Origin of the sequence: Cohnella algarum (assembly GCF_016937515.1) — a bacterium.
GTDB lineage: Bacteria > Bacillota > Bacilli > Paenibacillales > Paenibacillaceae > Cohnella > Cohnella algarum.
This window is the reverse complement of record NZ_JAFHKM010000002.1, coordinates 2,442,854-2,456,049: the sequence shown is the minus strand read 5'-3', so window position 1 is coordinate 2,456,049 and position 13,196 is coordinate 2,442,854. Positions and strand designations below refer to the sequence as shown.

The following is a 13,196-nucleotide window of genomic DNA, read 5'->3' as shown; positions in this document are numbered from 1 at the left end:
CCCGTCTACGATGGTTAATTAGAATTTGTACTATACATCAAATATTCGAGCTGCAATCAAACCTAAAATTTCTTTGAAAGCGTGTCCTGTTTTGGTCAGAGCATGATCGGATGGTGTGAACTGTCCTGCATGCAATTTTATTGATGCATTAGATAAATAAGCGGTTGAATACGGTGTGACTGCAACCCCATTCTTCTCAAAGTTCATTTCACTCATTGTCCAAGATTTTGCTTCGTCTGTGGAATAGTTTAGTCCCGTTGTTTCAATGGCGCTGTTCGGTTCCAAATTGAAAATATATATAGTATGGGATTTATAGCCGACGCTCATGCCGTGAAAGTCCACTTCTCCATATAGAGTCAATGTTTCCAAACTTCTGCCTTCGTCCGTACTTTTCACAATGCCAAACGGATTTTTCTTCTTGGAACCACGAGCCGGATGGCCGCTGCTGTAAAATCCGTCATCCACCATGGAAAAACCCATGTAGTCACGTGATCCATTTCTACCTCATTCAGCTCTTTGCTTTCCGTATTTCCCCCGCTTGAGCAATCACTTATTAATACAGTGATTATTACTGACGGAAACACCGGTACGATAATAAGGAAGGATATAGCGGATGACAGCATGGCGAAATGAACGATAGAAATCCTGCCCCAAACACAAGCCAAACCGTCAGATAAGCAGTATATGTGAGATAACTCCTTAGTAAGTGTCCTACACTATTATGATTCAGTTTTTCAACAATTCACGAATTCGGTCATCGATATCCTTCTCTGTCATACCGCCGACAAATATATCCATTATTGTTCCGTCAGGGTTGACAAAGAAAGTCGTTGGGTAGGATCGGATCTGGTACTCGCGCTCAATCTTCCTGTTTTGGTCATACAACAGAGGAAATGTCAGGTTGTATCGTTGCTTAAAGTTATTTACAGTGATTTTATCTTCGCTTAAGTTGATCGCTAATATTTCAAACGACTTAGATTTCCATTTCTCATATTGCCGCTGAAATTCTGGCATCTCAATAACACAAGGAGGGCAAAAAGTGCCCCAAAAATTAATGACAAGCGCTTTTCCTTTATAGTCAGACAAACGATAAACTTTCCCATCCACTCCGAGCAAGGAAAATTCCGGTGGACGTCCCCCTTTTCTCAGAGATTTGTCCGAAGACACAAAAGACTGGCTTATAGCAATTCCACCTATAACTAGAATGCACAATAAAATTGCATATTGAATTTTTTTTCGATGTTTTCGCACATTGGCACATCCTGTTATTTCGGACGCTGTTCGTCCTAATTCTTTTTTGTGTTAGTGTGTTAGGCATAAGAATCCCATCGTTTAATATTTTACCTTGTGTTTTTCCTAAGATGTTCCAGTTCTTGAGACAACCTTTGATTTTCTTTCTTCAACTCTAAAATTTCCTTTTCTGTTTGATGTTCATGCTTCCCATGCGTACCATGCATCCCTTTCATCATGAAGATCATCATCAACGGGCACAACAGCAATAACAGCCAAGTCCAATCCATTTGTAGAACTCCTCTCCTTAGTTTTGATACCATTGTATATCGTAAATATGAAGATTCTGTGCAGATCAAAATTATGTTATTTGTTGCAGTTGCTTAAGTGAAACACGCTCTACAAATTTCCTGATTTTCCTTTCCGTTTTAGCATTAGCTTTATAAAAATCGATGATCCTCCTGATAACCGGAACCAGCCGATTTTCCCTCATTTAGGCTATAGCCGTTTTAAGCACTTTCGGTTCCCCGCCTACATAAATATCAAGCGTATCCTTCATTCTGACGACCCCGATATCTTTCAGCAAAGGCTCGCTGGTGCCGAGCGCGCATCCGGCCATAGCCAATTTGGAGCGGCGTTGGCGTTTCGATGCCGGCAATCGCTTGATTGAGCTTTCGAGCCGTTTCCAGACCCGCCTCCTCCGCCCCCTTGCGAAAATTGCAAGCAATCAAGCTTTTCGTGACAAATCCGGCCAGGTACACCTCGAGTCCTGCACGCTCCAGCTCCTCCCGGATTATGTCAAGCCGATCGACAGGCACTTCCACATAAAGCTGTTTAAGGATTTTTGCATTAGAACCGACAATCGAACCGATCTTAACCAACTGCACCGGTGTAAATAAGTTTCCCCCGACTTACACCGGAGGGGCTACCGCAATTTTCGTCTCCCCCATGATTCTTCTCCCCTCGTTTTTCATGGCCGAAACAGAACTTAATGCCATCGCCGCACCTGCTACCTATGGCGCTAACAATCCTTACATGTCGCTCATCCTTCTTTATTTTGGTGCAGAAACTCCCTTTCCTTGGTCGAGAATCTTTGTCCAATTTTTTCCGAAATCCGTAGATGTATAGGCATTATTGCCGATCGTCATGATCGAGATATCTTGCTCATTAATTGGATTTTGTGCGATGTGGGCGATCGCATCATTCGTCATCACAGGTATTTCGAGTTGCTCAGCCTTCTTACTTTCTAAATTAAATTTGAACAATACAGCTTGCTGTTCTACGCCGCCTGCCAACAAATCCCCTTTCGCAGTGAATGACAACGAGGATACTTGCATGTCTGACGAAAGCTTTTCAAAATGTTGTCCGTAATCCTTTGAAACGAATACGCCTTGATCCGTGCCCAATGCGACTACGGACTCTTCGGTTTGATGTACGGCTAGCGCAGTCGGATTACCGTTCAACCCCTTCATTTCACTCATTGTCCAGGTTTTTGCTTCGTCTGTGGAATAGTGTAGTCCCAAAGTTTCAATGGCGCTGTTCGGTTCGAGATTGAAAAGATAAATGGCATGGGATTTGTAGCCGACGCTCATGCCATGAAAGTCGACTTCTCCATATAGAGTCAATGGTTCCAAGCTTTTTCCTTCATCTGTACTTTTCACGATACCAAATGGATTTTTCTTCTTGGAGCCTGAGGCCGGATGACCACTGCTATAGAATCCGTCATCCACCATGGAAAAACCCATGTAGTCATGCTTTTCACCAGCTGGCTGTATCCATTGCCCCTTTTCATACACGCGAAGTCCATCATGTGAAGCAAAGAAAAGTTTGTTTCCGTCTGGTGAGTAACCCAAACCGTGAACGTGCTCCAGTTCTACCTCTTTCAGCTCTTTGCTTTCCATAATTCCCTCGCTTGAGCAACCACTGAAAACAACGGCGATAATCGCTGTTATGGCGATCCATTTTACAAATTTTATTTTCTTTATCATGGTGTTGAACTCCCTTTCACCTTTTTAGATCTGTATAACAAATGAATCATTAAAATCCAGTGAACCCTCCATAGAGCCTAATAAAAAAAATTGTGATATCCGTCATTTTGTCTGTATACAGCAAAATACCTGTAAGGACCATCAAAGCCCCGCCGATTTTCATCATGATATTGGAATACTTCAAAAGCCATTTCATTTTTCCGATAAAAAAGGCCATGATGAAAAAGGGGATTGCAAATCCTATCGTGTAAACGATTGTATAACCCAATGCTTGACTAGGATTGCTGACCCCAAGGTCAGTACTGCAGCCAATATCGGGCCGACGCATGGCGTCCATCCGGCGGCATAAGTGATCCCGACCAACACGGATCCGAGGTATCCAACCGGTTTTTGTTTGTATTCGTATCGTACATTTTTCATCAACAACCTGGGATTGAAGATACCAAGCAGTATAAGCCCAAATACAGCAACTAATACGCCGCCTAATTGCCGTATCAAATCCTGATTCTCTGCGAACAAGCCTCCAATAAAACTGGCGGAAAACCCCAAGGCAATAAAGATGATCGAAAACCCGATCATGAAGAAAATGGTATGCAATAGCGCTTGCTTCTGAAGCAAACCTCTTCCCTCTTTTAGTTCCTTCACTGAAATACCGGTGATGTAAGATAAAAAAGAAGGATATAGCGGAAGGCAGCAGGGTGATATGAACGATAAAAATCCGGCACCGAACACAAGCCAAACGGTTAAATCCGAGGCATTCATAGGATACTCCTCAATTTTTATTACTACACAACTTAGTTTAAATATACATCCCTTGCAACGTCAATTTGATTTACGGATTGTCAACAATTATTCTTATTTCAAACGATTTTTCTATAAATTCGATATATCCCATATACGACTAACAAGAAAATCCCGTAACTAAGTACCCTGTTATGGTTTTCAAAAGACTAAGAAACCATTAGATGGCTCTTTTTTTTATGAAAATCTCCTTGCTGGAAGTGATGGGAGAACGTCTTCGCAGGGAATGACAAAACAGGGCTGCCAAATGGCAGACCTTGAACAAGGGGGGATTGTTTCAGGCTTGGTTAAGAAACTGTTCTGGTAACGCTAAATCCTTTCGCTTCCAACTGACGAATCATTTCAGCCTCGCGGCGCTTCTGGCGATCTTGCCGAAACCGTACTAAGTAATCAGAGCCTAGTTCCATGTAAGGCTGTTTGTGAAGCAACATGTGGTAAATGATGCGCAGCATAGTGTGTCCCAATGCCACGAGAGCCTTTTTCTTTCCAAGCCGTTTCACCAAGTTCCAATAACGAGCGGAAAGTCTGGTATTGCGCGTCATGGAAGCCGCCCAGGCGCATTCGCAAAGCACAGCTTTTAAGTGATTGTTTCCGGATCGTGCCCGAGTTCGTTTTTTTTACCCGCACTCTCGTGATTGCCCGGACTGACGCCGGCCCAGGCTGCCAAATGATGGTCATCTTTGAAGCGCGTCATGTCGGTTCCAATCTCGGCTAGGATAACGGATGCGGCTTGTTCGTTGACTCCCGGAATCGTCAGCAGCAGATCGACCGCTTCCTGCTTGTCTGCGATACGCTGGCGAATGTCTTGTTCCACTTGGTCGATTTGCTTCTCCAGGTAGAGGAGATGATCCCAAGAAAAACGAATCATGTCCCGGTGATGCTTGCGAAGGCGGCCGTTCAAAGATTGAAGCAGTTTAGGGGATTTGTGTTTCAGGGCTCCTTTCATGTGGGTCTCCAAAAACTCCATCGTGATGACCTCGCCATGAACGAGCTTCTCAAGCAGCAGGCGGCCAGACTTGCCGAAAATATCGGACATGTGAGTCGTCAGCTTAATGTTGGCATCCTGAAGCAGCTTGTGGATGCGATTTTTCTCCGAAGTGGCGTCTTGCACCAGCTTTTTGCGATAGCGGGTAAGATCCCGCAGATCTCGAATGTCTTCGGAGGGAACAAAGCTTCCCTCAATAAGCCCGCATCGCAGCAGCTTCGCAATCCACTCAGCGTCTTTCATATCGGTTTTGCGTCCGGGGAGGTTCTTGATGTGATGGGCATTAGCCAAAATCAGGTCGTAATCGAAGGCTTCGAGCACGTTCCAAACGGATTTCCAATACACGCCCGTACTCTCCATGGCGACATGGGTACAACCTTCATCGGCAAGCCATTGACCGAGCTCCATCAGTTCGTTGTCTATCGTGCCGAATGTACGGATTTCACTGACAGGCGTGCGGTCGATCGGCCCGGTGAGTACGCACGCGACCACCGTTTCCTGATGAACGTCCAAACCCGCACATCGTTCAAGCATCGCTTCCATCACAGCAAATCACTCCCGAGATGAAATAAGTGAACCGGAAAGACAACCTGAGAACAATGAAAATTTTTTATCCGGACTCGCAGTCCGATAGCCTGTGCTTCAAGGTTGTCCGAACAGTTTTATTTACGGGGTCGAACCACCGCAAAAAGCCACGAACTGGCCGGTTCAATATCATTGTGAGGCATAGCACGAAAAGAAAAAAGACTACGATGAAATTTTCATCATAGCCTGTGACCCGGCAGGGTCATGAATGTTTTATTGGTCATTGGCGCTTGGGATTCGCTGCGATGAATACCAAAAATACAGGGAGCTCTATTGGGAGTAAACGCAGCTGTTGTCGGTATTTTTTTAGCTGCTTTTTATAACCCTATTTGGACAAGTTCCATACTCGCACCTGTCGATTTCGCACTAGCCGCCATACTTTTTATTAAGCTTGTTTTCTGGAAAACTCTCCCCTGGATGGTCGTGATTACGGGGGCAGCAGGAGGGGCATTGATCAGTGATCTCTTATAATATTTTTTATCTATCAACTAAGTGTTAGCCGACGTTACGCAGGGGCTGCTTTTATGTTTTCGTCTTGTTTTCGTCAGCATTAGAATCTTTCCAGTTTTATCAGATACTAATTTTACTTATAGTGATCACATTTCATTGCATTAAGGATTCTATAACCAAGCAATCCTTCATCACTAGAAATTTTCCTACTATAATATAATGACGATCGCCACAATGTTGGTCTTATATTTTTTAAGCTGTTTCTATGTTACTTATCTGTTCTTGCTGTTTTGATTTTGACGACTTCTTACTCTTTGGGCTCATTGGTTCCTTTATTGCCTTAATTGCCTCAAGGCTGGCCTGTAGAGCAGTAATTAGATCGATCACGGTCGTACTCGCTGTCTGTGGTTGGATAACAACTTCTTCACGTGACTGCACCTTTCCAGATCGTGTGCAAACCAACCCACCTCAAATGAGAAAGAATATTTATTAATGTTTCTCAAGTACTTCGCCGGATTTTACGCAACAAAAGCAACCGCATCTTCATTCCCGACAGGGATCTCGAATCTGTTCTCCTGTTTCGTGTCCGCATCGATTTGGACCAAAACCGCTTCTAGTTCTGGGCCTTCCGCGCCGCCTGCCAACAAATCCCCTACCGGGGTAAAAGAAAGCGAGGCGACTTGCATTTCGGACGATCCTCGTTCAAACCGATCTCCATAATACGTGGACAGAAATACGCCTTTTTCCGTGCCCATTGCATCGCGTTTCCTTTCAGGCCATTCATTTCACTCCATGCCCAACTTTTCGCTAAATTGGAGCCGGGCGACGGGTGACTGCTGCTGTAGATTCTGTCATCCGCCATGGAAAAAACCATATAGTCATGCTTTTCACCTTCTGGCTGGATCCATTGCCCTTGCACATACACGCGAAGACCATCGTGTGAAGCAAAGTAAAGCTTGTCTCCATCCGAAGAATATCCCATCCCGTGAATGTGTTCCAACTCAACCATTTTCAGCTCAATTTAACTGTGATTATTCACTTTTGACTTCCAATACCTCCGATAGATCACATAAACGACCGCCAAGAACATCCCATAACCGATTACAATCATGAATATTTCATTGGTACTTTCATATCGATAAAAACGATCTCCCAAAAGGGTAATGAACAGAAGGAACGGGATTTTTCCCAGTATTGTTGCGGATAGATAGGGGATCCAAGCGATCTTGGTAATCGCAGCAAAAATGGCGACGGCTTGGGCAGGTACAATGGGAAGCAAACGCGCAATGAGAATGGTCAGGAATGCATGGTTCTCCGTGAAATCCGTTAAGTAATGAAGTCCTTTGACTTTGGATGCCTTAGCTCTCTCCTCTTGCGAGAAAGTCCGGCGTACCAATGCAAACAATATAATGGCGCCCAGCACGGAAATCCCTATATTCAATAAAGAACCGGTAAGCAAGCCGTACTTGGCACCGAAGACAGCGGCTACAATACCATAGGGCAGCGCCGGAACAACTGCGATGATCAGACCGGCAAGCCACATTAAAATATGCTGGTATCCTTCCAGGTCGGCTTCCATCCAACTAACGAGTGAATCTCTATTGATGATCAAAATCACCACAGCAGCAGCGTAGGCCCCCATAACCAGTACCTTTTTCATTAAAATCGATCCCGCCTTGAAACAATCGTATCATGATTCATTGCGCAATAAGTATTGAATGGTTTCGCTATCCGACGCCGACGGCAAAGCGAAAGTTTGCTCATAAGGCTCCCTTCCTTTCCCGGTAATGGCGACGAAATCCCCTTTTTGCACATGATGCCAAGCGAATGCGATGGCTTGCGTGCGATCTTCCATGACGATACAGCGCCCCCGGCCTGCCTCTGCCGCAAGCGCCCGAAGTTCCTCCAAATGTTTCCGGGGGTCTATTCCCTTCAAATCATCCAAGGTGAGCAGGATCGTATCTGACCATTTCAACGAGTGGGCCAACATGATGCGCCGCTTGGATGGGTCTCCGTTGCCCCTAAACCCAAAGATGTGAATAATCCGATTCGATTTTAAGGCATTCAGAGTTTCAAGAAATTGGTCAAGTCCATCCGGCGTATGGGCATAATCCACAATAAACTGTGCGCCTCGGGGATGGTCATACACTTCAAACCGGCCGGGTACCCCTGGAAAATCGCGTAATGCACGCTGGATCAAAGAGGAATCAATTCCCGCGCTGTCGGCCGTTAGCCAGGCTGCCGTCGCATTCCAGGCATTATAAATGCCCGGCATGCCCATATTTGCATGATAAAGTTTGTCTCCCACCCTTAAAGAAAACCGCAATGGACTGAGTGAATCCACTTTCAATAACTGAGCTTGATCCTGAACCGTCTCTCCATAGGTGAAAACTTGATCGCCGCTGGTCAACAATTGATCTGCCAACCGGTTCCCCCATTGATCTCCTGTTCTTACAATGGATTTTCCGTTTGGTTTCATTTGCGTAAATAAACGGGCTTTCGTTTGAAAATAATCTTCCATCGTCAAATGATAATTCAACCTGAATTTCGAAAGCCCGTAAGTCCAAGATAACGTGGTGATGCAAAAGGAGTACGGGGTGTAAAAATGTGGGTATTTTCCATTCCTGTAGGATTCTTTCGCGATTTACGGATGGTTCTTCCCCCTCCCCAGTGAAGGGGCAAGTTCATTTTCCATGTAACTTTATGGATATTGATCATTCCAGCAAGGCCACTTTGGTCTCGATTCGCTTCCAGGCGTAGCGACCAGCGAAATCTTTCATCAGCTTCAATACGACGGAGCGGCCGTGCCGAATGAGCGTCGCTGCGCAATGAAAGAACTCCAAGCGAAAACGGGCGATCGTATAGCCTTGGTGAATGGGCTCGCAACAGTCGCGTTTAAATCGCTCAAATAAGTTGTAAGCGAGCAGCTTAATGAGCAAGTCCAACTCATTGGCATTGAAATCGCTCGTGGCGATACGGTCGATTGAGAAGCCGTTTTTGGCTTCCTTGATGTAGTTCTCCATGCAGCAGCGTTGGTTGTAAAACCGCCATAGATCAATCGCTTCCCATTCCAGGTTGGTCACGATGGCTTCGTATTGCCAATCGGAATCAAACACGATTCGGCCTTGGCCGTCTTCGAATACTTGCGCTTTGCGAATAACCGCTACACGACGCGCCTTGCTCCAAGATGTCGCTTTGTAGATCAAGCTGATTCCTTCGATGATCCAATCCTCGTCCACAAAGCGTGTCCAATAACGGCAAGCCTGGACTTCACTGGCGAGCCGCTGAGTCCATTTGAGCTTGCCGACGTAACCGATTCCTTGGCCTTCCCAGAGGCTATAGAATTCTTCGCCGCCGAAGCCTTTGTCGAATCGACCATACTTCACCTTGCGCTCGCCGAGAAGCTTGAAGGTTTGCTGCAGAAAGGCGGCGGCGTCAGTGGAAGAGTGGGTGTTGCCCGGCCGTAGGACCGCGTTCAGATTCAAGCGAGTTTGTCCTTCAAAGGCCAGTAACGGATGGTAGCTTTTACGTCCGGGCTTATGTGGATTCGTACCCTTGGCCGCGCCGGTCTGATCGCCGTACACTGTCTCCACCGTGGAATCCAGATCGAGAATAAGGTCAGACGGTAAACATGGTCGGATGATCTCTTGATTGAGCAGCCTCAGCTCGGTTGCCAGCTGCGGACAGGTTCGGCCCAGTCTCCCCAGTTCCTTATACAACAGGCTATGATGTGGACAACGTCCGCCAAGGAAACGGAGTAGCAGCGCGTCAGACTTCAACCGACGAAAATGGAAAATTCGCTCGCAGCCGAGCATCCAGCCGACGATGAAGTAGAGCAGAATTCGATGAACAGGGAAAATCGCATTGTGCGCTTTTCCGCCAGAGAGGTTGCGCATTGCTTCGGTCAGCTTGATTTTTTCGAGAAAGGCCAGAAAGATTTTGACGCCACCGAAGCTTGTGGCGTTTTGCAGTGAAAATTCGCTCTTGATTTTGCTGATGGCTGTGGTAGACTTCACCTAAAAGGTGCTCCTCTCTTTGGGTGATGTGTTCTCGACAAACACCATTCTACCAAAGATTTGGAGCCCTTTTTATATTTTCAGAGAGTGGAACTTTCGAAATTCAGGTTCAAATGATCATGGCTAAGGTTGGTAAAGATGGCGTAATCAAATGCGATCCCTCCAACCCGGTGCTGATCGATTCCGTGAGACGAAACTTCCATGACAACGGCTTGATCCCGGCTTTCGCTAAGCCATTGCTGCAATTGCAAGGCATCCGGCGTCGTTTGGGTGGAAGGAATTTCTTTCCCGTTTACATAGTTGGTTACCGATCCGAACAGGGAACAGGAGATCCCTGATGATTCAAGGATGTGGCGAATCAAATAGGCGGTTGTTGTTTTTCCGTTCGTCCCTGTGATTCCGATCATGAAATGATGCCGTGAAGGATATCCATAAAACGCATTTGCCATTTCAGCCAAAGCCTGACGTGCATTCGCGACACGATAATAAGGGACCGGAAGACCATCGATCGCCTCTTCGCCAACGACTGCGCAGGCACCTCCTCGTACAGCGTCATGGATATAATGATGCCCGTCCGAGGCATTTCCCGGAATGGCAACAAACACATCCCCCGGTGTTACCTTTCCGGAATGAAATTGAACACCCTTGGGCTGCACAGTTGAAGGAGTCGAGTCAGGAAGAAGGAACGGTTTTAAGATTTGAAGTAAATTCATGAAGTCTCCTCTTGGATGTCCGGTTGTTTAATTTTTCAACGGTTATTATGATCATTCTGAAGTACGGCAACTCTGTAAGCGAGAACGCCAAGCGCAATAAACAAGACAGCGGCCCACTGTTCGACCGACAAACCGTACAACGCTGACAGCTTCGGCGTGAGCAATGAAATGGCAAGCAGCGACATCCCATATCCGGTTAGGGTGAAGAAAGCCGTTTTCCCCTCGCCAATGCGAAACTTCAGGGCCGCCCCAATCAACGGGACCAGCAAAATGGCCTGATAAACATTCACCGGGTGGTATTGATACGTGGGGTCCGACAGCGAAATCGCCCATGGCAATGTCGTTTCGTTGCCATATTGCCAGTGGGAAAGAGAATAGACGAATGCGTAACCTAAGAGAACAATGGAAAAAACGTCGAGCAAGACTGTCCAGCTGAATTTTTTCGTCCATTTGATCAAGACCAGGTATGCGATTGCGGCGAGACAGCCGAGCCATCCCCCCAATGAAGTGCCCGGATAACGGAGAAGCGCAAACGGCTTGGCAAGCAAGCTCAGATCCGAGAAAACAGGACTGATTTTCCAAACCAGCAAGGCCGCCGCCGCAGCGTTAAAAATTAGTTCCAAATACGGCATATGCTCCAAGGATTTCCGCTTGATGATTATTTTCGCCAAGAGGAAACCGAGCAAAGCGGACAGACCGTAATAAAACCAATCCAGACGAATGGCAAACGGACCCAATTGCATAAATCCTGACATCAGGCATCCCTCGCTGAATCCCGAATGGTTTGAACGATCGTTTGCTCAAGACTTTCGGGTGAAACGATGCCTTGATGAATTTTCACAATTTTTCCTTTTCCATCCACAAAGTACGTTACCGGATACCCTTGAATGCGGTATTGCTTGGCTACGCTGCCTTCCCGGTCCAACAGCACGGGAAAAGAAAGTTGAAATTGTTGGACGAAAGAAAGCGCACCTTCCAAGGTGTCGTCCGATGTGGCATTGACCCCGTAAAACTCGATTTGGTCATTATATTTGGCGTACAGACGTACAAGATCCGGCGCTTCCTCCCGGCACGGCCCGCACCACGACGCCCAAAAATTGATCAGCACCGGCCTGCCGTTCAGCGCTGACAGTGAGTACGAGCGTCCATCTATCCCTTTCAGTTGAAATTCGGGCGCCTTAAAACCGACTTTGGGCGCGGCTTCATTATAGGCCCCCTTCGATTGCATGACTGCGATCAGAACCAGTCCCGCAGTGACGATCAGAATCAACCATTGCCAATTCTTCCTCACCTGTCTCCCCCCGATTTACCCCTGATGAACTACTTATTGTAGTAGCAAATCCCTTATAGCCCATTTTATCATGATTCCTGTATAAAGGAAGATCGTGCAGGGGAGTTTATATGGAGATTCAAATATCACACCCATAATGGAGGAATGTTTATGGCAACTGTTATCAATTCGACTGTGACGCAATTTCAATCTTGCATTCAGGCTTGCAACAAATGTATGCAGGCATGTGAGGAATGTCTGACTTCCTGCTTGAAGGAACCCGATGTGCAAGCCAGAATCCATTGCATCAACATGCTGCGCGACTGTGCAGACATATGTTCAATGGCATCGAAATGGATGTCTCGCGGAAGCATGTACGCAAAACAAATTTGCCAGTTGTGCGCAACCATCTGTGACGCTTGCGCAAATGAGTGCGCTAAGTTCCAGGATGCGCATTGCAAAGCTTGTGCTGACGAATGCCGAAAATGTGCTGACGAATGCAGAAGAATGGCCCAATGAAGACCAAGGGGGGGCACCGTCCCCCTATTTTATGTGCAACTTTAAAATCCTGTAAGTAATATCCGTCATTTTATCCGTATAGAGCAGGATGCCGGTTAGAACTATCAATGCTCCGATAAAGAAAGCCATCACGAAAAAAGGAAATGGTAAAACCAACTGTATAAACGATTGTATAAGCCAATGCTTGGCCCGGATTGCTTACGCCCAAGGTCAGTACTGCAGTTAATATCGGGCCCACGCATGGCGTCCACCCGGCAGCATAGGTGATCCCAACCAACACGGATCCGAGGTACCCCGACGGTTTTTTATGCTCAAATCGTGACTAATACGCCGCCTAATTGCCTGATCAAATATAAAACTGGCCGAAAATCCTAAGGCAATAAAGATGATTGAAAATCCAATCATAAAGAAAACGGTATGCAACAGCGCTTGCTTCTGCAGCAAGCCTTATCCCTCTTTTATTTCCTTGACGGAAACACCGGTAATATAGGATAAAAAGGAAGGATAAAGCGGAAGGCAGCACGGCGATATGAACGATAGAAATCCGGCCCCGAATACGAGCCAGACGGTTAAATCGACAGCATTCATATGATAACTCCTTTAAATTTGGCCCATGTTCCTAAAATAAGGTGGCAAAAA

The 13,196-nt window shown here is 46.2% G+C and carries 14 protein-coding genes and 4 pseudogenes; 2 read left to right on the top strand and 16 right to left on the bottom strand.

Going from position 1 to position 13,196, the window contains the following annotated elements:
* Positions 1–30: 30 nt before the first annotated feature.
* From JW799_RS11155 to JW799_RS11120, 8 genes and pseudogenes are all read right to left on the bottom strand, one after another.
* Positions 31–480 carry a hypothetical protein gene (locus JW799_RS11155; RefSeq protein WP_205429823.1) on the bottom strand — a complete coding sequence of 150 codons (450 nt, stop codon included), beginning with the start codon at positions 478–480 and terminating at the stop codon, positions 31–33.
* 106 nt (positions 481–586) lie between these two features.
* Positions 587–673 (bottom strand): annotated as a pseudogene (locus JW799_RS11150) (cytochrome c biogenesis protein CcdA); the annotation flags it as partial.
* A gap of 53 nt (positions 674–726) precedes the next feature.
* On the bottom strand, positions 727–1,251 hold the full coding sequence (locus tag JW799_RS11145; protein WP_205429822.1) for a redoxin domain-containing protein: 525 nt from the start codon (positions 1,249–1,251) through the stop codon (positions 727–729).
* Positions 1,252–1,340: 89 nt separating this feature from the next.
* Positions 1,341–1,520: a DUF2933 domain-containing protein gene (locus tag JW799_RS11140; protein ID WP_205429821.1), complete on the bottom strand. Its 180-nt coding sequence runs from the start codon at positions 1,518–1,520 to the stop codon at positions 1,341–1,343.
* 252 nt (positions 1,521–1,772) lie between these two features.
* Entirely contained in the window at positions 1,773–2,117 is a 345-nt protein-coding gene (locus JW799_RS28570; protein WP_240353235.1) for a hypothetical protein, read from the bottom strand.
* Between the two features lie 165 nt (positions 2,118–2,282).
* On the bottom strand, positions 2,283–3,218 hold the full coding sequence (locus tag JW799_RS11130; protein ID WP_205429820.1) for a F510_1955 family glycosylhydrolase: 936 nt from the start codon (positions 3,216–3,218) through the stop codon (positions 2,283–2,285).
* 49 nt (positions 3,219–3,267) lie between these two features.
* Positions 3,268–3,980, bottom strand: a pseudogene (locus JW799_RS11125) (cytochrome c biogenesis CcdA family protein).
* A 616-nt stretch (positions 3,981–4,596) separates the two neighbouring features.
* Positions 4,597–5,547: an IS110 family RNA-guided transposase gene (locus tag JW799_RS11120; RefSeq protein WP_420830617.1), complete on the bottom strand. Its 951-nt coding sequence runs from the start codon at positions 5,545–5,547 to the stop codon at positions 4,597–4,599.
* Positions 5,548–5,802: 255 nt separating this feature from the next.
* On the opposite strand from JW799_RS11120, the pseudogene JW799_RS28565 reads away from it, so the two are divergent.
* Positions 5,803–6,060: pseudogene (locus tag JW799_RS28565) on the top strand (chromate transporter); the annotation flags it as partial.
* A 497-nt stretch (positions 6,061–6,557) separates the two neighbouring features.
* On the opposite strand, the gene JW799_RS11115 reads toward JW799_RS28565, so the two are convergent.
* The 7 genes from JW799_RS11115 to JW799_RS11085 all read right to left on the bottom strand — a co-directional run bounded on the left by JW799_RS11115 (position 6,558) and on the right by JW799_RS11085 (position 12,038).
* Complete coding sequence (locus tag JW799_RS11115; RefSeq protein ID WP_205429819.1) at positions 6,558–6,794, bottom strand: hypothetical protein; 237 nt, start codon at positions 6,792–6,794, stop codon at positions 6,558–6,560.
* A gap of 266 nt (positions 6,795–7,060) precedes the next feature.
* Entirely contained in the window at positions 7,061–7,699 is a 639-nt protein-coding gene (locus JW799_RS11110; RefSeq protein ID WP_205429818.1) for a TVP38/TMEM64 family protein, read from the bottom strand.
* A gap of 30 nt (positions 7,700–7,729) precedes the next feature.
* Positions 7,730–8,566 carry a glutamate ligase domain-containing protein gene (locus tag JW799_RS11105; protein WP_205429817.1) on the bottom strand — a complete coding sequence of 279 codons (837 nt, stop codon included), beginning with the start codon at positions 8,564–8,566 and terminating at the stop codon, positions 7,730–7,732.
* A 187-nt stretch (positions 8,567–8,753) separates the two neighbouring features.
* Positions 8,754–10,055, bottom strand: a complete 1,302-nt coding sequence (locus tag JW799_RS11100) for an IS1380 family transposase (RefSeq protein WP_205429816.1) — start codon at positions 10,053–10,055, stop codon at positions 8,754–8,756.
* 80 nt (positions 10,056–10,135) lie between these two features.
* Complete coding sequence (locus JW799_RS11095; RefSeq protein ID WP_205429815.1) at positions 10,136–10,768, bottom strand: Mur ligase family protein; 633 nt, start codon at positions 10,766–10,768, stop codon at positions 10,136–10,138.
* Positions 10,769–10,803: 35 nt separating this feature from the next.
* Positions 10,804–11,523, bottom strand: a complete 720-nt coding sequence (locus JW799_RS11090; RefSeq protein WP_205429813.1) for a prolipoprotein diacylglyceryl transferase family protein — start codon at positions 11,521–11,523, stop codon at positions 10,804–10,806.
* Positions 11,523–12,038 carry a TlpA family protein disulfide reductase gene (locus JW799_RS11085; RefSeq protein WP_240353234.1) on the bottom strand — a complete coding sequence of 172 codons (516 nt, stop codon included), beginning with the start codon at positions 12,036–12,038 and terminating at the stop codon, positions 11,523–11,525. Before JW799_RS11085 ends, JW799_RS11090 begins: the two co-directional genes overlap by 1 nt.
* Positions 12,039–12,203: 165 nt before the next feature.
* Between JW799_RS11085 and JW799_RS11080 the strand changes: the two genes are divergently transcribed.
* Positions 12,204–12,557 carry a four-helix bundle copper-binding protein gene (locus JW799_RS11080; RefSeq protein ID WP_420830616.1) on the top strand — a complete coding sequence of 118 codons (354 nt, stop codon included), beginning with the start codon at positions 12,204–12,206 and terminating at the stop codon, positions 12,555–12,557.
* A gap of 24 nt (positions 12,558–12,581) precedes the next feature.
* Here the strand turns inward: JW799_RS11080 and JW799_RS11075 are convergent.
* Positions 12,582–13,145: pseudogene (locus tag JW799_RS11075) on the bottom strand (cytochrome c biogenesis CcdA family protein).
* Between the last annotated feature and the right edge of the window lie 51 nt (positions 13,146–13,196).